Consider the following 22,155-nt stretch of genomic DNA (forward strand, 5'->3'; position numbering starts at 1 on the left):
GCTAGCATCTCGGAAAAAAGATAAAAATGGAGAGAGACAAAAAACGTCTCAATCAATTTTTCCTATTTTTCATTCAATGCTTTATGTGCTCGTTCAGCTTTTAAATTAAGGAGGGACTTGGATGGAGATTCACAAAGGCTTAGCAGGTGTCGTCGTATCTGAAACAAAAATCAGTTCGATCGTAGAAAATCAACTGCTCTTCGCAGGATTTAATATTGATGATTTAGTTGCTGAGAATGTTCAATTTGAAGAAGTGATTTATTTATTATGGCATTTAAAAATACCGACAAATCAAGAATTAACAAAATTTAAACAAGAATTATCTGTACAAATGCCAATATCTGATACGATCATTACGTGTTTAAAAATTCAAACACGTCAAAATCTTCATCCGATGAGTGTATTGCGATCAACAATTTCGTTACTAGGCGTATTTGACCCAAATGCTGAAGCGACAGATGAGATTTCAGCATACCAACAAAGTATTTCTTTACAAGCAAAAATGCCAACGATTATTGCGGCGTATGCCCGTTTGAGAAAAGGGCTTGATCCAATTCCTCCACGCAGTGATTTATCAATAGCGGCAAATTTTCTCTACATGTTGACTGGTGTTGAAGCAGCTCAAGTGCAAGTGGCGGCTATGAATCAAGCATTAGTTTTACATGCCGATCATGATTTAAACGCAAGTACTTTTACAGCTCGAGTCTGTGCATCTACATTGTCAGATGTTTATTCATGTATTACGGCTGCAATCGGTTCGTTAAAAGGACCGTTACATGGCGGTGCAAACGAAAAAGTCTTTGATATGCTAAAAGAAATTGATTCTGAAAATCTAAATGTAGCAGACTATCTAAATCAAAAATTGGATCGTAAAGAAAAAGTTATGGGATTTGGCCATCGTGTATATAAAACAGAAGACCCAAGAAAAAAACATCTAAAAAAATTAGCAAAAGAACTAACGGCGATCACGCAGAAAGAACAGTGGTATTTTTTATCTTGTCAGGTTGAACGGTATCTGAAAGAAACTAAAGGATTGATTCCAAATGTCGATTTTTATTCTGCTACGGTCTATCATTGTTTGGATATTGACAGTGATTTGTTTACGTTGATTTTTGCGATGAGCCGAGTTTCTGGTTGGTTGGGTCATATCGATGAACAGAAAAAAGAAGATTGCTTAATTAGACCGCGTTCTCATTATATTGGTCCTAAGCAGTTGAAATATAGCGAGTTGAACACTACATTACATTCAGGAGGCATGGAAGCATGAAACACGGGGAGAAAGTTGTGTTGGAAAAAGGAAAATTAGTTGTTCCTGATTATCCAGTCATTCCTTTTATTGAAGGGGATGGAATCGGACCCGAAATTTGGCAGGCAGCTAAGAATGTATTTGATGCGGCAATAGCCAAAGCATATGAAGGAACACGAAAAGTAATGTGGCAAGAGGTTTTGGCAGGAGAAAAAGCTTTTAATGAAACAGGAAACTGGCTGCCGAATGAAACGTTAGAAATGATCAAAACCCATCTTGTCGCAATCAAAGGGCCATTAACGACTCCGATTGGTGGAGGTTTCCGTTCGTTGAATGTAGCATTACGACAAGAATTAGATTTATATATTTGCTATCGACCAGTTCGCTATTTTGATGGTGTTCCATCACCTCTGAAGCATCCGGAAAAAACAAATATGATGATTTTTAGAGAAAATACGGAAGATATTTATGCAGGAATCGAATTTTCAGCAAAAAGTCCTGAAGCAGTGAAACTGATTTCGTATTTAAAAACAGAATTTGGTGTCAATAAGATTCGCTTCCCAGAATCATCGGCGATTGGGATTAAGCCTGTTTCTAAAGAAGGAACGGAGCGTTTAGTACGTGGGGCAATTGAACACGCATTGAAAAATAATCGAAAATCCGTCACGTTAGTCCATAAAGGAAACATCATGAAATTTACAGAAGGTGGTTTCAAAAACTGGGGCTATGCTTTGGCTGAAAGTGAGTTTGCAGAGAAAGTATTTACTTGGAAAACCTATTTAGATATCAAAGAAAAAGCAGGGAAAGTGGCGGCTGATCAAAAGCTAGAAGAAGCAAAAGCAGCTGGGAAATTGATTATCAAAGACCGGATCGCCGATATTTTCCTACAAGAAATTTTACTGCATCCTGAAAATTACGATGTGATTGCAACGTTGAATTTAAATGGCGATTATATTTCCGATGCATTAGCTGCTCAAGTTGGTGGTATTGGCATCGCTCCAGGGGCAAACCTAAACTTGGAAACAGGACATGGAATTTTCGAGGCAACCCATGGAACAGCACCTGAATTTGCTGGTTTGAATCAATTGAATCCATCATCATTACTATTGTCAGGGGTATTAATGTTTGATTATTTAGGTTGGTCTGAAGTTAGTGAGCTGATCACGAAAAGTATTGAAGAAGCTTTAGTAAATAAAACTGTTACAAAAGATTTTGCGGACCAAATGGAAGGAGCAAATTTATTGAGTTGTTCTGATTTTGGAGAAGAGTTGGTACGCTTGATTAAAAAGAACTAAAAATGAGGGGGCTGCGGCAAACATCTATCAGTGTTTGCCGCAGCCCATTCATTTGTTTAGGATATAAAAAAACCTGACGACTAGTCGTCAGGTTTTGAGTTTACTAAAGTTAATTACGCTTTGTTAACGTTAGTAGCTTGAGGACCACGTTGGCCTTCTTCAACGTCGAAAGTCACTGCTTGACCTTCTTCTAAAGTTTTGAATCCGTCGCCTTGGATAGCTGAGAAATGTACGAATACATCGTTACCGTTTTCTGCAGTGATAAATCCAAAACCTTTGTCTGAGTTAAACCATTTTACTGTACCTGTTTCCATAATAAAAATCCTCCTTGTGATAGACACATATTTTGCAATTACTTGAAAGGTGAAAATGTGGAAGATGTTTATTTGAAACAGCTACACATATATTACCGAACAAAAACTACACTCTTAATATAGCATATTTAGACCCGTTTGACTAGTAATATCTCTCTTTAAAATAAAAATTTGTTAAGAAATAAAGATTAATTGTCAAAAAAAACTTATTTCTGTTATAGTATAGAAGTATTGAGCGTTAAATATGAAAGTAATGATAGAGTTATATCGTAGAAATCTATTCCGAAGGCGCAGCCTTGGAGCTGCATAGATTTGAAAGTAGGAAGGGTTCAGATTGTTTAGATGAGAATAAGGTTATCCTTACTAATAGATAGTTTTCACATGGTTTTATAGCTAACAAAATATTTAATCAACTTAATTAAAGAGCCACTCAACATTTTGTTGAGTGGCTCTTGTCCATTTTATCTACCTTGTCAGTAGCGTAGAACGGCTAATAACGTTTTTTCATCTGGGGAAGCTTTTTGATCTAATACAAAAACTTTTCCCCCAGTTCTAAGCACATTGTCCGTTACTTTATTTAAAACTTTTCGACGATCAAATTCTTCTGTCGACATGTCCGTTGTTTCATTGACAAAGTTTGAAGTAGAGATAAAGAAGTGGGAAACTTTTCCTTCAGCGGATGCAGGGACGATATCTACAAGCTGATCAGCAAATTTCTTATCTAACAACTGATTATAAGAAGCTGTTTCGATTGCTTCTAATTCTTGATTGATTTTTTGCGCTCCTTTTTCAATATCCTGGAAAGAAACTTGCGCAGGAGACAGTGGAATAGAGGCATCTGTTGTTAAAAATGGATTTTTCGCTATTTTTTTGAAAAGTGTTTGATTTTCTGGTAAAGCGTATAAACGGATCGGCAACTTATCAGAATTTACAAAGGTGTCTTTCAAGTAATTGTCAATAGCTTGATAGTAGTTTGTCCAATCGATTTTCACTTCTTCATCCTTTGTGTTGACACCGTGATAGGCAACGCCTTCTTTAGAAGAACCGTTATAGCCCGCTCCACCTTGAATAGAGTAGTTCATACTACCACCAGTTAGCTCATCACCTAAAGTGCCAACAAGATCAGTCGGTGCATCGGCAGGCAGATCAACCGTCTTCACTTGATTGTTTTCAACTAGATAAAGCTTCATAGAATCACGGTTCAACGTCATTAGATAATAACGATAGTTAAATTGATTATTTTTGATGATACCTAGGAGATAAGGTCGATCGTCAACATAATATTGATTGTCGACAGGTACATTTAATCGATGAATAAAAATGTCTTTTTCACTAATAATGATTGATACACTTTTTGAAGCATTCCGCCAGAATGAAGCATCAGCAAGTAATGCATCAATTTTATCTTGGAAAGAAGCCCAAGTTAAATCAGTATATTTTTTCTCAAAGCGGATTTTTGCAGCTTTCGCAAAATTTTTTAAAGCTAAGGAATCTTTTTCGACATCTTGATGAGCGACATGAGTATTTAGAATAAATGTTACAAAGGGACCTTGAACTTCGTCAGAGAATAGAACAGATAAGTTGTCTTTTTCTTGAGCTAACATAATACATTCCTCCTAAATTTTAACGTTAAATGAACCGCTTTAGACTTGACTGGAAAATAGGGAATTAAGGATGTGAGGTATTGGACCACACGTATACGTTCTCTTTTCTCCATAGAGCAAGTCAGTAGTAAAAAATAATACAGCGGTAACATTTCTTTGCTACTAATAAAAGTGTAGCACAGCCACAAAAATGTTGGAACTAATAAGGTTTGGAATAAACAAAAGTAAGAAAAACATAAAAAATAGAGTATATGAGGGTTTACTCATGATTTTTTTATGAAATACAAAATAGCCATTCATTTATATTTTAAGTGAAGGTGTTAACATGTCTTCATGCCAATTATCCCGAATTGGTTTTTCATACTTACTCCTACCAAGAGTAAATAACAACCTTCATTTCCACCACATGCGACGGCAAGTGGTGGTTTTTTTGTTCTTATAAAAGACTTATATAAAGGCTTTTTATTAAAAATACTAGTTATTTTATATGTTGGCATTCAGTTGCTGGGAAATTAGTTTTCCACAAATTTTCCACAGTTAAGTCTAAAAAAATTAAAGCTTATCAAGGATTTCACCAAACATATCACCTGTTTCAGTTTCTTTGTTTTTTAATAGGTGAGTATAGGTATCTAATGTTGTAGTGATTTTCTTGTGACCTAATCGTTCCGATACATATTTTGGATCTGCTCCTTCAGCAAGAAGAAAAGTAGCGTGAGTATGTCTCAAACCATGGATAGTGATATTTCTAATAACTGCTTTTTCAGATGAATCATTTATTGTAGTGATGATTTTGTCAAACGCATATCTAGCGTTAACTGGACTATAAGGATTATCGTATTCATTGTTGAACAAGTAATCAATTGAGTGAGTAAATCTAGTTGCAACTTTCAATTGTTTTAGTAAAGAAATTACGTTTTTATGAACTGAAATGATCCTCTTACTTGTATAAGTTTTTGTCTTACCCAATCCGTTGGCATTTCTAGATTTATTGATATCAATCTTTCGATTTTCGAAATCAACATCACTCCAGGTTAATCCCAAAGCCTCACCAATCCTCATACCTGTATTTAGGATTAATGAAAACAACGTCTTGTTAGTTATGTTTTCATTTGCCAATTGTGCATTAAAAAGTTTCAATTCTTCTTTGGTAAATGCTTTAATCACTTTTTCTTCGGATGGTAGTTTTATTCCAGTTAATCTGTTGCGATCTAGTTTTTCATGCTCTACCGCTGCGTTTGTCATTGTCATAAAACGTCTATGATAAAGACGGACAGTCGCTGGTTTGTATATCTCAAGTAGTGGATCAATAAATAATTTTTTATAAGTTACCTTATCTAACTTAGCATACTTTTGAGTACCTAGTTTTGGAACAATAGCTTTTTTTATAGCCTGCTTAGTATTTTGTAATGTGCTAGGAGACCAGGTATCTTTGTAAAAATTAAACCATTCGGTAGACCATGCTTCAACGGTCATATTTTTACTGTCGAATAATTGTATGTTTCCATTCTCAATCTGATTCATAACTTCTAATAGTTCTGCATATGCATTTTTTTCAGAAGAGAAGCTTGCTTTACTAGCTTCTACACGTTTCCCTAAAGAATTATAGTAAGGATATCTATAGCCCCAGAAAGTGCCCTTTTTATTTGAATAAGAGTAGATATGTTTAAATCTATCTGACCATTCTTTTTTTACCATCCTGTATCACTCCTAATTTCTTGACACAATAGACATGACTTAGTAAGCCTATTGTAGGTTTATTTTAAGCACCCGCTCATTTTTTGTGAGTGGGTGCTTTTAATTTATAGAGAAGAACCTTAAACTAGTCTTAGTTCCCTAAGTTTTGGATAGCATATTCAGCTTCTTCAGGAGTAAATTTTTCTCCGTGTTCAGATGTTAATTGATCCCTAACCGCTTCTTTAGACATAGACATCGACTCTTGATAACTTTTAGCTTTTTCTAGTGCATTTGCATTCCAATCAGCTTTTACATTATCAATAGCGTATTGCGCGGCTTCAAGTGGGAATTTTTCACCATACTCAGATGTTAATTGATCAAAAACACCAGCTTTTGACATATGCATTGATGTTGCATATGATTCAGCTTTTTTAAGTGCTGATTTAAATTCCGTGGAAACACCATCATCTTGTTGTTTCGCTTCATTGTTAGCAGGAGTTTCCGATTTTTCAGCTGCCTTATCTGATGGAGAGCTAGTGCTACTAGTTCCACATCCAGCTAACATCAGAGTTGCGACTAAAGACATACCAATTAAACTTTTTTTCATTTTTGTATTTCCTCATTTCAAGATATAATTTTATTACAATTTGATTATATCATGAAAGTTGAAAGTATTTTATACATTTTAAAACTAAAACATTCTATTATAAAAAAAATTTAATTCACTCATCACAGAATTAGTAAGTATCTTTGATTAGGGCGATTATGTATTCATTATTAGAGTCCCTACCGTTGTTATATGTTAATTTTTTTACTTCTTCTTTGACACTTTGAGCGTATGTCAAGTCACCAATGTCCTCTATGTTTTCTATAAAATTATAAACTTGCTTCATATATTTAGTTTCACCTTTAATAAGATAATTTGTAAGATTTTCAAGATACTTAAGATTCATTCTAAAGCTGTAGTTACTAGCTGATTTGTCTTGCTTTTGTGCAATTTTTATATATTTTAGAGCCCTTGTATAATCATTTTCGTGTAGACGAATTGAAATTAGATTGAGTAATGTATTATAAGCAAATTTCTTCGTAATATAATCTCTATCTTCCTCAAGTTCTATAGGGTAAGCCTTGCTGATAAGAATGTCACTTTGTTGTACAGAGAAGTAGGTAATTAAATTTGATAGTAAGACATAGTCATATTGAAAGTAGAACTTTCTTTGATTTAATTCATTAAACAAAGACTTCACTTCTTCGGTGCTAATTGTATTTACTTCATCCCAATGCTGGTGAAAGAAATTTTTTATGGCAATGTAGTTTGATATTTGTCTCAAACTTTTGCCTTTATTATTTTCTAAATCAAAATAGTAATCAAGTAACTTTTTCTTTTTTGTCTTATTGTCAATATGATTTCCACAATAATAAAATAGATTTCTAAATTGTTGTTGTTCGTGATCTAAAGAACTTAAACTGAAAAATTCATCAGGTGTTATAGATAGCCTATCTAGTATTTCCTGCAAATCATTAATTCTTATGGGTCTTTTTTGTGACTCTACGCGAGAATATGCAGAGGGATCAATATAATCAGGGAGTATTTCTTTTTGCGTAAGATTCTTTTTTGTTCTTATAAATTTTAAAGTTTCACCAGTATTCATATAGTTTACCATCCTTTCAATTGACATTATATCATTAAAATTAATACTTAAAAGATATAGATTAGGATATTTTGATTAAATATAACTATTTTATGACATATAGTCAATAATCGAAAATAAGACTTTTCTTTCTCCTGATTGTTTGATATTGTTGTCTTACAGATAATTATATGTTTGCAAACGTCTTTTGTCTTATAGTATATGTAGTTAGGAGGGAATAAACATGGTTAGCATACTAGTAGCAGCTGTTAGCGTAATTAGTGTTTTTGTTATTCAAGGTGGGGCATAGAAGCAACATTAAAAATAGAAATTAACATTTAGAATATGATGTATTAAATGAAAAGCGCGTAACACAAAAAAGTATAAAAAAATAAAGAGCTGACCTTAACATCCACGGGCTACCAACCTGTGTCAATCGTTAAGGCCAGACACTAAAGTTCGTACCTTCAGTGTGCTACTCTCATCTTGTAGCTATTGCTACAACATAAATAGTATAACAAACTATTATCTTAATATCATCCCTTTTTATCAATTGGAGTTGATTTAATGCCTATTTGTTTTACTTTTGTTGTTGATTGCTGCAATTAAAGAGCCAGTGCATACTAAATTTGCTCTGGCTTTTTTGGTACATATGGGATATCGATCTCATCTTAATTTACACACATAGGAGTGTTACTTATGGAAAATCAGAAAGAACTAATAATTGAGTTGGTAAATGAAATTCAAGATCAGAAAGCATTGTGTTTCCTCATAAAAATAATTAAAGAAGTTTTAACTTAAGAGCTGCATATCAGCTCTTATTTTTTTTTGAAATCATTACTTCAGCCATGTTACTAAGGGCCTGTATTTCATCATCATCTAATTGTTGTAACTTTTCTATCAGGTTCAAATAGTTACTATCTTTACCTTCATATATTTTTTTGATTGAGCCAATAGAAGCATCACTAAAATAATAGTTTTCTGGTGTTTCTACACGACCTAGCAAATAATCAGTTGAACACTTGAAATGGTCTGCTATTTTTTCAAGTGTTTCAGAGCTAGGATTTGTTCTTTTCAATCTATAAAGAGTATTTTTTGAATATCCCATCTCACGTTCGATATCATTAATTGATTTTCCTTGTTTGTTAGCCAAAGTCTTGATTCTATCAAATAAAGTCATAATATAAATCCTTTCAACAAACAAAAATTAAAACATTCGAATAATAATGGTTGACAAAATTACTATAATGTTTTAAAATTCTGTTTGTAAGCTAGTTTGTTAGCTAAATGCATAACTATAGATGGCATAACAAAAATCGCAAATATACCGTTGGGGAACGTGTAAAGTGATTATCATTAGACTTTTATAGTCTTGTTTAGCTATGTTTTTATGTTAAAACATTTGTATAAAAAAGTCAATAACTATTAAAAAACAGCTAACAAACTAGCTAACAAACTTTATATATGGAGGTGTATTTAATGAAGGAACTTAAAGTAATTGGAAAACAAGAAATCGGATCATTTGAGTTTATAGGCATTGAAGGTGGATTCGGAGAAGATAAAAAAGCGATGACGTTGAAGGATATTGCAGTTATTCATGGTCAACCATTAAAAGAGATCAATCGTAGAATAAATGATAACCGCAACAGATTCAGAAATGGCGTTGAAATTATCGATTTAAAAACCGTGGTGGGTCTGAGCCACCTCGAAAAATTCGGCTTTACTCAAAACGCCATCAATCGTAGCAACAACATCTATATTTTATCCGAGCGTGGTTATGCTAAATTACTAAAAATCTTAGAAGATGATATAGCTTGGGAAATATACGACGAGTTAGTAGACAACTATTTTTCGATGCGTGAATCAATCAAATTAGGAACAACGGAAAGTTTAAAACTCAAACGTCTAGAAATTATGGAAGTGAACGCAAAAACAAGACGCGCTGATTTGTTATTGAAATCTGCACTGGAAACAAGCTCTGAATCTGCCAAGGAACAAATCTTATCCGATTTAGTTTATGAACTAACAGGCGAAAGAAGAATTCCGATTATGAAACAAAAAGAATACACGGCTACCGAAATCGCCGACGAATTAGGTATTACTTCTATTATGGTAGGTCGCATCTGTAACAAATTAAGCTTAAAAGCTGAGAAGCCTGGTCAAAATAAATATGGCCGTTGGGCCAATGGGAAATCTAAGTACTCTTCTAAAGAGGTTCCACAATGGATATATTTTGAAGAAGGTGTTCAAGCGATTAAAAGAGAATTCTTGAAACAAAAAAAGAAGGTGCAACCTAATGAATAAAGACGGAAAAAACAAAGATCAACAATACTTCGATTTATCAGTAGGAGTAACAATTGTTGTCTCAATTATCGTTTCTGCTTTAACAACTTTATTTTTGATCAGCTGTACCTAAATCAATAGTTTGTTAATCCAGAATAAAACAATAGAGGTGACGGCAGAGACTAATATCGGGATGAAAATGCTTGTAAATAGAAATTGTTTAAATCTTTCTGCTCTCCAAGCAAAATACCGCAGGCCTTGAAATGTTAATGCGAAATCTACACAAATAGTTGTATCTGGGACTATGCGTAATTTTACAAGCCCTGCGCTATCTAATTCAGATAAATAAAGTCGGAATTCATCTTGAAAAAATATTTTTTCTATTGAAGTTGAATATGTGTGATTATAGCTCAATCTTGAAATTTTATTGTTGCTAATTTTAATTATTATTTTCAATAATTTTCTACTATTTCTAGTAATCATGATTATCACCTCAACTTATTATAGCAAATGAGTAGAGAGAAATATATTACAGATTTGAATGTTTCATTAGAAGATATTTTTCTTAAAAAGAAGGTAATGTGCAAGACGCAACTACTTAATTACTGGTAAAGGCCAAATGTATTTTGTAAACAAGTTTCTAAGTAGTCAGCTAATAACTAATAGAGTGAGGTGAGAACATGAAAGAAAAAAATATTCAAGAGCGTTTAGAGGATTCACTAATTGAGTTTATTGAGCGGGCGAGTAAAAAAGATGCAACACCAGAAGAGATTGCGATTCTTCCAAGTGTTGCAACGGTTTTAGTTAAGATTTTGTATCGGCTTTAATAAATGATTTTTGTACTGCTTCATGAATGGATAAATACATTTCGCCAATGTGTTTACCAACATCTGCATTGGTGGTGGTAGCTGAAGCGGAGTTTAATTTAGCGATTGTTAGTTCCTTAGCGATTTGTATTGATTGCCATTCAAAATCTATTGAAGTATTACTAATTTCTTTCATATTTTTTCACCTCACTTTCAGCTTTAAGTATATCAAGGTTAAACATTTCTAACAATACTAATATAAAGGAGTTGATACTATGCCAGAAACAATCAGTGGCCGAGAAGCAATTAGAACTTATATAAACGAAAAAAATATCTCTATCACAAGTCTTGCGACTATGTATGGAAAGAGTCGAGCGTACTTGCATGAAGTGCTTGAGGGAAAGAAAAAAACTAAAGCAGCCAATGAACTTGTACTAAAAATCATTGAAGACTTTCAAATCAGATAGGAGGTATTTCGAGTGGAAGAAACAGGGCTAAAGCGTGCGTTATATGATTTGGTCTATAAGATTTTAAAAGACATGCTCAGTGAGGCAATTAAACTTTCTGTTGAACGGTTCGATCTAGAAAAGGATATGTTTGATCGAAAAGAGATTGCTAGGCGTAATTCTATGTCAATGTCAACTGCTGAACGAGATCTTTTTAGCGATCCGAGAATGATTGCTATCGAACGTAAAAAAAAGAACGGGAAATGTTACTACGATGCTGAAAAAGCAAAGAAAGTCTGTAAAGAAATTATTGATGGATGGGATGGGTGAAAAAAATGAAACGATTAACAAGGTTGAATAGATTAACTACTGTTGCTTTTCTTGTTGGATTAGTAATCATATTTACAAATAATGCTAATCCCAAAGTTGCTGTTGCTTATGTGATGTTAATGACTATTTACATTTTATTTGCTGAATTGTTCGGCTTCCACTTATGGGAAGATGCAGCAGCAAAAAGAAACCAAACGAAAAATATCGAGAAGGGTGAGAGATGAAATGACAGAACAAATTACTGAAACAACTAAGGAAAAATCGAAATTTGAGAGTACGATTCACGTCTTCAGAGCTATGAAACGTATGACTCAACAAGAACTTGCTGACAAGGTAGGAGCATCTAGACAAACAATCATTCAGTTGGAAAGGAACAGATATAATCCTTCTCTTTTATTAGCGCATAAAATAGCGGCAGTTTTTGAAGTGCCAATTGAACAAATCTTTGCTTTTAAGGAAGGAGATGATGAAAATGTTTGATCAATTAGAACTGCATCTAATCCGAGATTTAGCTATGGATAGAAAAATGAACTTAGAGAAAGTAATAAATGAAAAGACAAGCCATCCATTGAAGCATCAGAACTTAAATGAGATCAATCGCTTAATGATCGAATCAAAGAAGTTTTCTGAGTTGCATCAAAAAGCTTTGATACTGGCAGGTGAATGAGTTGGATTTAACAAAGTTCTTTAAAGAACGTAAAGAAAAAATAATCTTAATAAATCCAAGTTTTGGATATACAGTTAACGGTTTTAGATACATTACTACTGATAAATGCGAGTACAAAGAAGACTCTAAAGGGCAGCTTCACAAATTCAACAAAGGGTTACTAGAAGAAGGGGTTGAAAGGTGGGAAAAGGTGCAATGAACGTGACTTACGACGAATACGGCCGCATGAACTATTGCCCAGAACTACATACCAAAAGAGGCGAGCCTTGGACACAAGAGGATCTTGATTACCTGAAAGAGTGGTACTCGGTTATTGGTCCAGAGGAAATGAGTTTTGCTTTAGAACGTCCTGTTAAAGCGATCATGACAAGAGCAAGTTCGATGGGTATTAAAGTTGTTGGAAACAACAAACGACTAAAAAAAGAGCCAACGTCGGTCGCACCCGAAGAAGGCCATTAAATAAATATCAAATCTAAGGAGAGTATAGCATATGGATGAAAAAAAGGAAATTAACGAAATAAGACAAGCAATCAAAGATTTGGGGAATCGCTGTAGAGAGTTGAATTTGAACTTAGCGGTCTCTTTTTCAGAAGAAAAAGGAAACGCAATTGGAACAATGCTAGTTGGAGATCCAATTGAGTTATTCATATTGCTTCAACACTTCAATGAAACATTGAAAAAGCGATCAAAAATGACATCAGACGAATTAATCAATGCATTTTTATTGAAGCAAGAAGGTTGTGGATGTCCGAGATGCAGAGCGAAAAGAGCAGCAGAGAATGAACGCGAAAACAGTCCGGCATCAATGGATGAAATCAAAAGCATGCTAATAAATATCTTGGGAGGTATGGAGTCATGACACAAATTTTGATTAACCGTGTCTCATATAAAAACTTTAAAGGATTCAAAAATTTCACACTAGATTTAAATGGAAAACCAGCAGTGGTAAGTGCACGGAATGGATTTGGTAAAACAAGTCTTTCTGACGGGCTACAGTGGCTATTCTTTGGCAAAGATACTCAAGGGTCAAAGCTAAACCCTAAGCCATTAGACGCTAACAATAATGAGCAAATCGGTCTCGAACCAGAAGTGGAAGCTGAACTAATCATTGATGGTAAAACAGTCACACTCAAAAGAATTCAAAAAGAGTCTTGGTCATCTAAACGAGGAGAGGTAGAGAAAACTCGTGGATCAGACACAACCAAATATTTTATTGATACTGTACCAACCAAGGAAAAAGACTGGAAAGCTTATCTTGAAGAAATCGGCGGCGAGTCTAAACTTCAAATGCTATCTAATGCATCGTTTTTCATGCAAATGAATTGGAAAGAACGCCGTTCGATCCTAATTAGTATGTCAGGTTTGACTGATGAAGATGTCATCCAAAACGATCCTGAACTTGCTGAGCTTGCGACAATTCTTGATGGACACAGTGTTGATGAAATGAAAAAAATACTAGCAGGACAAAAGAAGGAAGTCAAAGCAAATATTGAAGGCATTCCAGCTCGTATTCAAGAAAATACAGATGCAATCAACAACATTAAGAATGACAAAACACCCGAAAAGGTTCAAGAAGCTATTGCATTTTTTAGCAAAGAAATTGAAGACAAAGAGAAAAAGCTTTCTTCTTTTGTCGCAGGTGATCCTACTTTAGATCACCGTCAGGAATTATCGCAGTTACAGATAAAGCTTGCTGAAGCAAACAACCAGTTTTTAACCAGCTCCAACTTGGCGACACAATCTTTACAAGAGGATGTCAATGCGCAACAAGCAAAGGTGAATAATATCCGTGCTGCCAAACAAGAGCTGGAAAGCAACGAATATCGTTTACAACGAGCTATCCAAGAAAAAAATGAGTTTAGAGCCGCTAAGCTTGCTGAGTATAAAGCTCTAAACGAAAAAACATTTGATGATCATCAGACAACTTGTCCTACCTGTAATCAGGATCTACCGCTTGATCAAGTTGAAGAATTAAGAAATAAATTTAACAAAGATAAAGCTGAAAAAATAGAAGAAAATAAAGCAGCAGTCGAAGCTCAAAAAGCTACGAAGCAGGACATGGCAAGCCTCGATAAAGAACTACAGCAAGTTAGAACTGAGATCAATCGTTTAACAGGTGAGTTCTCGGCAGCTAATCAACAGCTGGATTTAATCAATAACGATCTTAATTTCCAACGTACAAAGATTGGATCGTTTGAACAATCTGATCAATATCGAGAAATCAATCAACAAATTAATCAGTGTCAACAAAAAATCAAAGATGCAACAGGTGACAAGGGTGGCGAGGAACAAGCCTTGCTGCAAGCAATCGCTGAGGACAAAAACAACCTTGCTGTCATGCAGGCTACTTTAAAAGAGTTTGATCTTATCAAACAGTTTGAGGATCGGATCAACGAACTTAAAAACAAGGACCAAGAACTCAAACAACAGAATCAGGATATTGAAAGAAAATTATGGATGATCGACGAGTTTACTCGCCGCAAGGTTAAAAAGCTAGAAGAATCAATCAACGATAAGTTTGAGATGGTTAAGTTTAAACTGTTCAACATTCTAAAAAATGGCGCAATCGATGAAGTATGTGAGGCGACTTATAAAGGTGTTGAGTACAGCAGCGGATTAAACAATGGTGCAAGAATCAACTGTGATTTAGATATTATCAACACTTTGTCACGAGAGTTTGGTATCCATTTACCAGTATTTGTAGATAATGCCGAATCCGTTAATCAGTTGATTGATGTTGATACTCAGATGATCGAGCTTCAGGTGACAGAAGACGAACAATTGAAAGTTGAGGTATAAATAATGGATTTAAAAAAAGTCGAACTTTATTCAGCAGAAATTAATAATTTGATGAACGAGATTGAAGCTTTGAATAATTGGTTAGAGATCATAACCAACATAAGTGGCATTCGTGTTTCGGGTAAAGGGTCAAGCGGGAATCAAGTAGCTTTTGAAATCAAAGAAAGTCGCTTTTTAAATTTAAATAGTCCATCAGTTAAAGCTTTTCAAGCTCTTGCATTTAACGAAATAGACGAGTTATCAGTAAAGAAAACTAAGGAACTATCTGAATTGCTAAAAAAAGGAATTGAGGTATAGAAAATGAATATTTCTGATCAGGAATTAAAAAAAATCGCTGAACATTTACTAGAAATGTCAGCAGAGTTGATTTCGTTTTCGAATCAATTAAGTAGCGACAGTGTAGTCCAAGACGAAAGTATTTCTAAGGTCGAATCGGATTAAATCAATATCAATTTGAGCTAAGCCTTTTTGATCGTAAGTCCCACTAGTCATCAATACTTTATTTTCGGTATTAGAGATGGTGAAGTAAAATTCACCTTTTGAATTTTTTCTTATAACAAAAAAGATTCCTTTGATATCTTTTTCCAAAAATCAACACCTGCCTTTTAAAAATAGTATAGCAAAGAAAGGAATAAAAAAACATGGCTAATCAAACACCAGCACTACTACAAAAAGATATTACGGATCAAGTAACACATAAAGTAGCAGCAATGCAAAAAGAGGGTTTAGCTCTACCACCCTCATACAGTCCAGCCAATGCTTTAAAAAGTGCATTTTTCGCAATGACTAATGCACCTGGAGGAAGTTTGCTAGAAAAATGTTCGAAAGAATCGATCGCCAATGCTTTATTAGATATGACGATTCAAGGTCTAAGTCCAGCAAAAACACAATGTTATTTTGTCCCTTATGGTCAAACGTTAAAACTTACACGTTCTTACTTCGGAACAATGGCAGTTGTCAAACGCTTGAGCGGAGTTAAAAATATTTGGGCAAACGTGATCTATAAAGGCGATGAATTTGAAATCGAAATCGATGAACACGGTCACGAAAAATTATCTAAGCACGGCACCTCGTTTGCTAACCGCGACAATGAAATCATTGGAGCTTATGCCATCATCGAAAGTAATGAAGGTGAACAGTTTTTAACTACCATGACTAAAAAAGAAATCGATAAATCTTGGAGTAAAGCAAAAACTAAAAACGTTCAAAATGATTTCCCGCAGGAAATGGCAAAACGAACTGTAATCAATCGTGCTGCTAAAGCCTTTATCAATACAAGTGATGATAGCGACCTTTTGATCGAAGCTATCAACAATTCAACAGCTAATGAATATCCAGATGCGGATGAAATCAAAGAAGCTGAGATTATCGAAGAAATTGACGAAAAGGCAAATAGTGAAGTTCTCGATCCTAAGCCTTTGCCAAAACAAGCAGAGCCGACCAAAGAAGAACAGCACCAAAAAGAACCAGAAGTCGAGAAGCCAACAATTGAACAAGCAGAGGATGAACCATATTGATTAAGATAAAAAGTTTTGGATCTGGAAGTTCAGGGAATGCATATTTAATTGATGATAGTCACAGTCAGTTAATGATCGAGTGTGGTGTCCCATATAAACAGATACAGCAAAACATGGGACACGATTTTTCGAAAGTGCTGGCATGCCTAGTCTCACACGAGCATCGAGACCATTGTCAATATATCAAACCTTTGATTGATGGAACAACATTAGATATATACGCAACTCATGGCACGCTTGATGGGATTTACTCGGACGATAAAATCAAGCTTTCTCAGTTTGATCATTATCGGATGAAAACTTTCGAATATAAAGAAACTACAAAAATCGGTACTTGGTTTGTCACTCCTTTTGAAACTCAACACGATGCAAATGAACCTTGCGGTTTTTTAATTGATAATACTGCCGGCGATCGATTAGTTTTTATCACTGATAGCTATTACGTCAAATACAAATTTCCTAACGTCACTCACATGATGGTTGAGGCTAATTATTCAAAAGAAATTGCGGATGAAAAAATGACTGAGGGTTATGATCTGAAACGCAAAATAAGATTGTTAGAAAGTCACTTTGATTTCGATCGAACTAAGGATTTTATCCAAGCGAATAAATCAGCAAAATTACAAGAAGTTTGGTTGTTGCATCTTTCAGACAGTAACAGCAATGAGAAGCAGTTTAAAGAAGAAATACAAAAATTAACTGGTGTTCCAGTTTATATAGCATGACACAGAAAGGGGGCGAAAATTTTTGGCACGAAAGAAAAAGCAGACTGTAGATTATTTTCCGCATATGGCAAATAGTGGGAAAACACTTTTTATTTTAGAAAATTCTTTTGGAAATGATGGTTATGCTTTTTGGTTTAAGTTGCTTGAACTTATAGCTTCCACTGATGGTCATGTTATTGATGTCGGAAATTCCGCTGAGTGGAGGTTTCTGTTAGCAAAAACTCGGGTGAACGAAGAAACTGCTAACAATATCTTAAATATGTTAGCAGAATTGGATGCTATTGATCTTGAGTTATGGAAAGAAAAAGTCATATGGGCAACTAATTTTATGGAGAATGTCGGTGATGTATATCTGAGAAGAAAGGTAGCAAAGCCTAGAAAGCCAGATTTGAAAAATAAATGTCAACATAATAGCTACTCACCCGCAATTATCGAAGCAGAAACCGAGCACAACAAACAAGATGTAGACATTAATCAACAAAGTAAAGTAAAGGAAAGTAAAGTAAATAAAAGTAAAGTAAAGGAGAGTAGTAATAAGGACGATTCAGACGACCTCAAAACTATTTTCAGATTCTACGAATCCAACGGCTTTGGAACATTAGGTCAAAAAACAATGCAAGATTTTGAGTATTGGATAAAAGACTTCATTGAAATTGGAGCAACAGAAGGAAATGCTATAAAAATTATTCTCGCAGCAATAAGTGAAGCTGTAGATTATAACAAGAGAAGTTACGCTTATATAAATAGAATCCTTCAAGATTGGGAACAAAAAAGATATTTAACTATTGATGACGTTAAGGCAGGTCAAAAGAAAATTCAAGCAGATAAAAATAATCAGCAACCAGAGACAAACACTGATTACGACGATTTGGATTGGGGGTAAACAATGCAAACGGCAAATCCTTTTCAAATGATGATCGCTAAGCTTTTATATATCACTGGTGACAGTTGCCCTCATTGTGGCCAAGATATGTACGCTTGGCGGCAGAAGAATAAAGATGGGAGTGACCGATGCCCTCCTGCTTGCATGCAATGTGGATATAAAATGCTTAAGAAAAAAGAAGTAGCAGCTGTCGAAAAAATGACTACTGACAGCATGAGAGGTAAGGTTATTAACTTCCTTAAACGTGGTTCTTTGCTGACTGACAAGCCACTCATGGATAAAAGGGTTGAGAGTTACCAAATTATTGATGATGAGACTAAACGTGCTAAGGAGCGGGCAAAATTAATCGTTAATAAAGTTCTTTTAAATGATCCAATCCATGGCATATTTCTTGGCAATCCAGGAGTCGGAAAGAGTCATTTAAGTATGGGTATCTGTTGGGAAGTCATCGAAAAATCGAATTACAGCAAGAAAGCTCTTTATGTCAGCTATCCATATTTATTGGACCAATTAAAGTTCGCGATGAATGACGAACAAGTTCGAAAAGCTATCACAGGTGAACTGATGTCAGACATACAGAAGGCTGATTTTGTTGTGATTGATGATATAGGGGCAGAGTTAGGTTTGTTCGATGGCAAAACAGCAAGTAGCCCATATAACAATGAAATTTTAACTAGAATTACTGATTCTAGACAAAATAAAGCCGTAATTTACACAACAAATTTAACGGTCGAACAATTAAAACAAGCTTATGGTGATCGCGTTGTCTCTAGGATGGCTAATAATTCAAACGGGTATGGCTTTACTTTTAGAACAACGAAAGATAAGCGAATAAGCGGAATTTAGGAGGGAAGAACTTGAAAGAGAATATTATCGTATCAAAAGAATTATACAAAGTTGCAATTCCTATGGAAGATACAAACGATTGGGGAATGGTGCATTGCCACAAAGTTTCAATCGGGGAATTTTCGTTTGTATTTATTCCTCTAGAGGCACAATGGGGAATTAAGCTCAATGTTACTGAAGAAACATCAGGTTGTAAACTGACTGAAATTTGGGTGAATCCTTTTGAATTTGCTGAATGTGATACAAAAGAAAAAACGATTGAACTATTTAAAAATAAAGCAGAAAAAGTTGTGGAAATGATTAAGGAAATCGGCAAGGAAAAACTCAAAAACAGTATAACGAAACGGACTGGAGAAATTATTGCTATGTGTGGACCTAGACCAGAAAGCGAAGTGGTCGAATGCCTTATGTAGTCAAAGTGTGGGCGTATCTTGATAAAGATGGGTTTCCAGTTGGTGATCTTTCAAGAGCATATCACCATGAGGATAAACAGCTGGCAAATTTAACAGCTGCAACAGCGGATGGAATTATGGTCAGGGTTAAGCGATCCGTAGATATGAAAAAGGTGAGTAAGCCTGAGAAGAAAATCAAAGTATCCAAGTCAAATCAAACTTGGATGAAAGGTGGCGAATGAAATGACTAAATGCATGACTTGCAATGATCACCGTGTTGTTTGGACTACTGGAGATTTCGGGCTAGCCACCGCCAAACCTTGTCCAAAGTGTAATCCAAACGGAAACTATGTTAGAAATCAGATTGATGAAATTGAAAGAAGTAGGAAGGAGACCAACCATAATGGCAAATAGCCCTACAGCCTTAAACAAAAGAGGGAATAAAGTTAAATTGGATGGTCATACGTTCGATTCACAAAAAGAAGCCACATTTTATGAAAAATTTGTAAAGAATTGCGGCTTCCCTTATGAAGTACATCCGAGATTTATTCTTAATGAAAAACATGAATTACCAGGTGCGAATATTTCGAGCATCGCTTATTCACCTGATTTTCTAATTAAGGATCACAAAGGCAACTGGTTACATGTGATCGATATTAAAAACAGCTTTGGCGCTTATGGGATTGATCAATCAAACAAGTTAAGATTCCGATTGTTCGCTATGAAATTTAATCATCCAGTTGAAGCAGTTGTTATCAGAGCAAACGATTTTAAAGTGATCACTCAAGGTGTAACGAAGCCGCTTAACGAAAAGAATCCATTTATTACAAGAAACTTTAATTATCACTGGCGACAAGCCACTAACTATTAGGAGGAAAACTGATGGATTTAGAAGTGAAATATTTAAAAGAGAAGATTGAATTCTTGGAAGCTTTACTTGAACTTAATTCAAACTCTTTACAAAAAGCAATGGAGAGCAACAGAAAATTAATTGATTATATAAAATACAAAGGGAAATGATTATTTCCCTTTGTTCAAAAGTTTTTCTGCTTCAAGTAAAGTCATTTCATTTTCAACATCACTTAAGAGAGCCTTAATGAAAGTTTTGATTGACTCAACATCGTGTTCTGGGTGTCGACGTGTGTAATGGGTTTCATCATTTCCTAGAAAAGAAATAGCTTTGGATAGTTTCTTGATCCGTCGGTTTTCTAATTTTTCAATCTTATTACCTAAAGTAGTTTTTGGATTGGTTAACCATTCTTTAGTAACATTTTCCGGAGGATAACAAAGTAGAAAATCGGTAACTAGAAATTCTAAAGATTTTCTGAACCCCATGCCAGCGATTTGATCAAGTCCATCATCTTGAGCTTTTTGAGATTGATTGTAAATATTGAAGAATTCTGGAAATTTATCTAACAAATCTTTGTTTTGGGTTATTGAGTTTTCAACTAATCTTGATTTTGGATGTACTTCTTTAGTTTCTAACCATCTATTATTAAGCCCACGTGATTGAAACTCCATATAGTGAACAGATGATTTTTTACAAAAGTAACAACTGAAAAAACAAACAGCGGCTACTTCGTCATCAGTATTATCTAAATATATTCCTGATATAAAAATTTGTTCTCCAACGTTATTGCAATAGTTACAGATTCTAGGTTCTTCTATATCTAACTCATAACTGTCATGATGTCTTTCGTCAAAATCATAGTAATTAAGTCTTTCTGTAATCAATATTGTTTCTCCTTTACGTTTTAAATTAATAATATCATACAAAAAAGAAAGAAGGAAAAAACATGTCATTAGAATTTAGACCAACAATTAAATCAATTAATATCGCTAGCGAGGATTTAACAAAAATAACCTTGGAAGTGAAAAACGGAACATTAGACGGTAAATATGATGATTTACGACGATTTTCAGGAAAGACGGTAAATATCACTATTGTTCCTGAATACTACAGTTACTCAATCCCTTACGATCGTTCAACTAACTCTCCTACTCAAAGATATGTTGTTAACAACGACGGAACAATTGACTTTATAAAAGAAGAACAAACACAATTAGAACTTGACGAAAACGGAAATGTAGATCTTGAAAATCAAGACTTTATGGTTACAAAGGAAATTGTAGATGAATTCATCCTTGCAGCTAGATCTCTAGAATTTCCAGGGAGAGTTAATCCTCGAGATGTGTTGCACCGTTTGAATGACGGAGAGTCAGCAGCTGATATCGCTGAAGACTACGAAATTTCAGAAATTAATCTTATTAACGGTATGGAAAACGCTAGAGCTTATTACGCTCCATATGCCGACGCTTGGAACAAGAAGCGAAATGAAGTCGTATTTGAAGAAAAAACAGAGGTTTCAGACGAAGAAGAAACAGCAGAGGATAATTACTCATCGGAAGAGCAAAACGTCACAGAGGACGAATCAGAGGGTGAAAACGAACAGTCAGAAATCGTGACAGAAGATGACGACGAAGACGGAGAAGTTGATCCGTATTGAGCAAGATAATCATTCTTGAAGATCAGAAATTCGATTGGACGCAGAAAGAAATTGATCAAGCTATTGGACTGTTCAATAGTGGAACAAAGCCAACAAAAGTTGCAGAAATTATGAACGAGAAGGTCATTGATATTGGCCTTCTGTTCATTCATCTTGCTGACAAAGGAAAAATACAACAGAGGTGAATGAA

The 22,155-nt window shown here is 34.7% G+C and carries 33 protein-coding genes; 25 read left to right on the forward strand and 8 right to left on the reverse strand.

Annotation, left to right across the window (positions count from 1 at the left end; all coding sequences use genetic code 11):
- Positions 1–121: 121 nt before the first annotated feature.
- Both I580_RS09145 and icd read left to right on the forward strand, forming a co-directional pair.
- Positions 122–1,267: a citrate synthase gene (locus tag I580_RS09145; protein WP_010771679.1), complete on the forward strand. Its 1,146-nt coding sequence runs from the start codon at positions 122–124 to the stop codon at positions 1,265–1,267.
- Complete coding sequence (icd, locus tag I580_RS09150; RefSeq protein WP_010771680.1) at positions 1,264–2,541, forward strand: NADP-dependent isocitrate dehydrogenase; 1,278 nt, start codon at positions 1,264–1,266, stop codon at positions 2,539–2,541. The genes I580_RS09145 and icd overlap by 4 nt, the downstream gene beginning before the upstream one ends.
- 113 nt (positions 2,542–2,654) lie before the next feature.
- Here icd and I580_RS09155 read toward each other — a convergent pair whose 3' ends face one another.
- The 6 genes from I580_RS09155 to I580_RS16745 all read right to left on the reverse strand — a co-directional run bounded on the left by I580_RS09155 (position 2,655) and on the right by I580_RS16745 (position 8,944).
- Positions 2,655–2,855 carry a cold-shock protein gene (locus tag I580_RS09155; RefSeq protein WP_010760878.1) on the reverse strand — a complete coding sequence of 67 codons (201 nt, stop codon included), beginning with the start codon at positions 2,853–2,855 and terminating at the stop codon, positions 2,655–2,657.
- A gap of 473 nt (positions 2,856–3,328) precedes the next feature.
- A complete protein-coding gene (locus I580_RS09160) occupies positions 3,329–4,459 on the reverse strand; it encodes a baeRF6 domain-containing protein (RefSeq protein ID WP_010771681.1) in 1,131 nt (376 codons plus the stop codon).
- Between the two features lie 552 nt (positions 4,460–5,011).
- Positions 5,012–6,154 (reverse strand): tyrosine-type recombinase/integrase, encoded by a 1,143-nt coding sequence (locus tag I580_RS09165; RefSeq protein WP_010771682.1) that lies wholly within the window; start codon positions 6,152–6,154, stop codon positions 5,012–5,014.
- A 130-nt stretch (positions 6,155–6,284) separates the two neighbouring features.
- A complete protein-coding gene (locus I580_RS09170) occupies positions 6,285–6,740 on the reverse strand; it encodes an Ltp family lipoprotein (RefSeq protein WP_010771683.1) in 456 nt (151 codons plus the stop codon).
- Positions 6,741–6,870: 130 nt separating this feature from the next.
- On the reverse strand, positions 6,871–7,785 hold the full coding sequence (locus I580_RS09175; RefSeq protein WP_010771684.1) for a helix-turn-helix domain-containing protein: 915 nt from the start codon (positions 7,783–7,785) through the stop codon (positions 6,871–6,873).
- 790 nt (positions 7,786–8,575) lie between these two features.
- Positions 8,576–8,944 (reverse strand): helix-turn-helix domain-containing protein, encoded by a 369-nt coding sequence (locus I580_RS16745; RefSeq protein ID WP_010771685.1) that lies wholly within the window; start codon positions 8,942–8,944, stop codon positions 8,576–8,578.
- 299 nt (positions 8,945–9,243) lie between these two features.
- Between I580_RS16745 and I580_RS09185 the strand changes: the two genes are divergently transcribed.
- On the forward strand, positions 9,244–10,068 hold the full coding sequence (locus I580_RS09185) for an ORF6N domain-containing protein (protein WP_010771686.1): 825 nt from the start codon (positions 9,244–9,246) through the stop codon (positions 10,066–10,068).
- Between the two features lie 659 nt (positions 10,069–10,727).
- The gene (locus I580_RS16935) at positions 10,728–10,874 is read left to right on the forward strand and encodes a hypothetical protein (protein ID WP_010771689.1); all 147 of its coding nucleotides are present in this window, start codon (positions 10,728–10,730) and stop codon (positions 10,872–10,874) included.
- Here I580_RS16935 and I580_RS09195 read toward each other — a convergent pair.
- Positions 10,852–11,049, reverse strand: coding sequence for a hypothetical protein (locus tag I580_RS09195; protein ID WP_010771690.1), 198 nt, complete (start codon positions 11,047–11,049; stop codon positions 10,852–10,854). The two genes, I580_RS16935 and I580_RS09195, sit on opposite strands and share 23 nt — an antisense overlap.
- A 79-nt stretch (positions 11,050–11,128) precedes the next feature.
- On the opposite strand from I580_RS09195, the gene I580_RS09200 reads away from it, so the two are divergent.
- The 19 genes from I580_RS09200 to I580_RS16945 all read left to right on the forward strand — a co-directional run bounded on the left by I580_RS09200 (position 11,129) and on the right by I580_RS16945 (position 20,478).
- The gene (locus I580_RS09200; RefSeq protein ID WP_010771691.1) at positions 11,129–11,320 is read left to right on the forward strand and encodes a hypothetical protein; all 192 of its coding nucleotides are present in this window, start codon (positions 11,129–11,131) and stop codon (positions 11,318–11,320) included.
- 12 nt (positions 11,321–11,332) lie between these two features.
- Positions 11,333–11,629, forward strand: a complete 297-nt coding sequence (locus tag I580_RS09205; protein ID WP_010771692.1) for a hypothetical protein — start codon at positions 11,333–11,335, stop codon at positions 11,627–11,629.
- A 5-nt stretch (positions 11,630–11,634) separates the two neighbouring features.
- The gene (locus tag I580_RS09210; RefSeq protein WP_010771693.1) at positions 11,635–11,853 is read left to right on the forward strand and encodes a hypothetical protein; all 219 of its coding nucleotides are present in this window, start codon (positions 11,635–11,637) and stop codon (positions 11,851–11,853) included.
- 1 nt (position 11,854) lies between these two features.
- Positions 11,855–12,109: a helix-turn-helix transcriptional regulator gene (locus I580_RS09215; RefSeq protein ID WP_010771694.1), complete on the forward strand. Its 255-nt coding sequence runs from the start codon at positions 11,855–11,857 to the stop codon at positions 12,107–12,109.
- Positions 12,102–12,296, forward strand: a complete 195-nt coding sequence (locus tag I580_RS09220; protein ID WP_010771695.1) for a hypothetical protein — start codon at positions 12,102–12,104, stop codon at positions 12,294–12,296. The genes I580_RS09215 and I580_RS09220 overlap by 8 nt, the downstream gene beginning before the upstream one ends.
- 1 nt (position 12,297) lies before the next feature.
- Positions 12,298–12,495: a hypothetical protein gene (locus I580_RS17140; RefSeq protein WP_034860204.1), complete on the forward strand. Its 198-nt coding sequence runs from the start codon at positions 12,298–12,300 to the stop codon at positions 12,493–12,495.
- Positions 12,492–12,755 (forward strand): hypothetical protein, encoded by a 264-nt coding sequence (locus I580_RS09230; protein ID WP_010771696.1) that lies wholly within the window; start codon positions 12,492–12,494, stop codon positions 12,753–12,755. Before I580_RS17140 ends, I580_RS09230 begins: the two co-directional genes overlap by 4 nt.
- A gap of 31 nt (positions 12,756–12,786) precedes the next feature.
- Complete coding sequence (locus I580_RS09235) at positions 12,787–13,155, forward strand: hypothetical protein (RefSeq protein ID WP_010771697.1); 369 nt, start codon at positions 12,787–12,789, stop codon at positions 13,153–13,155.
- Positions 13,152–15,095, forward strand: a complete 1,944-nt coding sequence (locus tag I580_RS09240) for an AAA family ATPase (protein WP_010771698.1) — start codon at positions 13,152–13,154, stop codon at positions 15,093–15,095. The genes I580_RS09235 and I580_RS09240 overlap by 4 nt, the downstream gene beginning before the upstream one ends.
- A 3-nt stretch (positions 15,096–15,098) precedes the next feature.
- A complete protein-coding gene (locus I580_RS09245) occupies positions 15,099–15,392 on the forward strand; it encodes a hypothetical protein (protein ID WP_010771699.1) in 294 nt (97 codons plus the stop codon).
- 3 nt (positions 15,393–15,395) lie between these two features.
- Positions 15,396–15,536, forward strand: a complete 141-nt coding sequence (locus I580_RS16940) for a hypothetical protein (protein WP_010771700.1) — start codon at positions 15,396–15,398, stop codon at positions 15,534–15,536.
- Between the two features lie 200 nt (positions 15,537–15,736).
- On the forward strand, positions 15,737–16,612 hold the full coding sequence (locus I580_RS09250; protein WP_010771701.1) for a recombinase RecT: 876 nt from the start codon (positions 15,737–15,739) through the stop codon (positions 16,610–16,612).
- Entirely contained in the window at positions 16,609–17,337 is a 729-nt protein-coding gene (locus I580_RS09255) for an MBL fold metallo-hydrolase (RefSeq protein WP_010771702.1), read from the forward strand. Before I580_RS09250 ends, I580_RS09255 begins: the two co-directional genes overlap by 4 nt.
- A 22-nt stretch (positions 17,338–17,359) precedes the next feature.
- Positions 17,360–18,220: a DnaD domain protein gene (locus I580_RS16465; protein WP_010771703.1), complete on the forward strand. Its 861-nt coding sequence runs from the start codon at positions 17,360–17,362 to the stop codon at positions 18,218–18,220.
- Between the two features lie 3 nt (positions 18,221–18,223).
- Complete coding sequence (locus tag I580_RS09270; RefSeq protein ID WP_010771704.1) at positions 18,224–19,066, forward strand: ATP-binding protein; 843 nt, start codon at positions 18,224–18,226, stop codon at positions 19,064–19,066.
- An 11-nt stretch (positions 19,067–19,077) separates the two neighbouring features.
- Positions 19,078–19,479 (forward strand): hypothetical protein, encoded by a 402-nt coding sequence (locus I580_RS09275; protein ID WP_010771705.1) that lies wholly within the window; start codon positions 19,078–19,080, stop codon positions 19,477–19,479.
- On the forward strand, positions 19,467–19,700 hold the full coding sequence (locus I580_RS09280; RefSeq protein ID WP_010771706.1) for a hypothetical protein: 234 nt from the start codon (positions 19,467–19,469) through the stop codon (positions 19,698–19,700). The genes I580_RS09275 and I580_RS09280 overlap by 13 nt, the downstream gene beginning before the upstream one ends.
- Before the next feature lie 161 nt (positions 19,701–19,861).
- Positions 19,862–20,329 carry a DUF1064 domain-containing protein gene (locus I580_RS09285; RefSeq protein WP_010771707.1) on the forward strand — a complete coding sequence of 156 codons (468 nt, stop codon included), beginning with the start codon at positions 19,862–19,864 and terminating at the stop codon, positions 20,327–20,329.
- An 11-nt stretch (positions 20,330–20,340) separates the two neighbouring features.
- Positions 20,341–20,478, forward strand: a complete 138-nt coding sequence (locus I580_RS16945; RefSeq protein ID WP_010771708.1) for a hypothetical protein — start codon at positions 20,341–20,343, stop codon at positions 20,476–20,478.
- On the opposite strand, the gene I580_RS16470 is transcribed toward I580_RS16945, so the two are convergent.
- Positions 20,479–21,192: a DUF4145 domain-containing protein gene (locus tag I580_RS16470; protein WP_010771709.1), complete on the reverse strand. Its 714-nt coding sequence runs from the start codon at positions 21,190–21,192 to the stop codon at positions 20,479–20,481.
- Positions 21,193–21,254: 62 nt separating this feature from the next.
- Between I580_RS16470 and I580_RS09295 the strand changes: the two genes are divergently transcribed.
- Both I580_RS09295 and I580_RS09300 read left to right on the forward strand, forming a co-directional pair.
- Complete coding sequence (locus I580_RS09295; protein WP_010771710.1) at positions 21,255–21,965, forward strand: hypothetical protein; 711 nt, start codon at positions 21,255–21,257, stop codon at positions 21,963–21,965.
- Complete coding sequence (locus tag I580_RS09300) at positions 21,962–22,150, forward strand: hypothetical protein (protein WP_034860207.1); 189 nt, start codon at positions 21,962–21,964, stop codon at positions 22,148–22,150. The genes I580_RS09295 and I580_RS09300 overlap by 4 nt, the downstream gene beginning before the upstream one ends.
- Positions 22,151–22,155: the final 5 nt, after the last annotated feature.

Origin of the sequence: Enterococcus caccae ATCC BAA-1240, assembly GCF_000407145.1 — a bacterium.
GTDB lineage: Bacteria > Bacillota > Bacilli > Lactobacillales > Enterococcaceae > Enterococcus_L > Enterococcus_L caccae.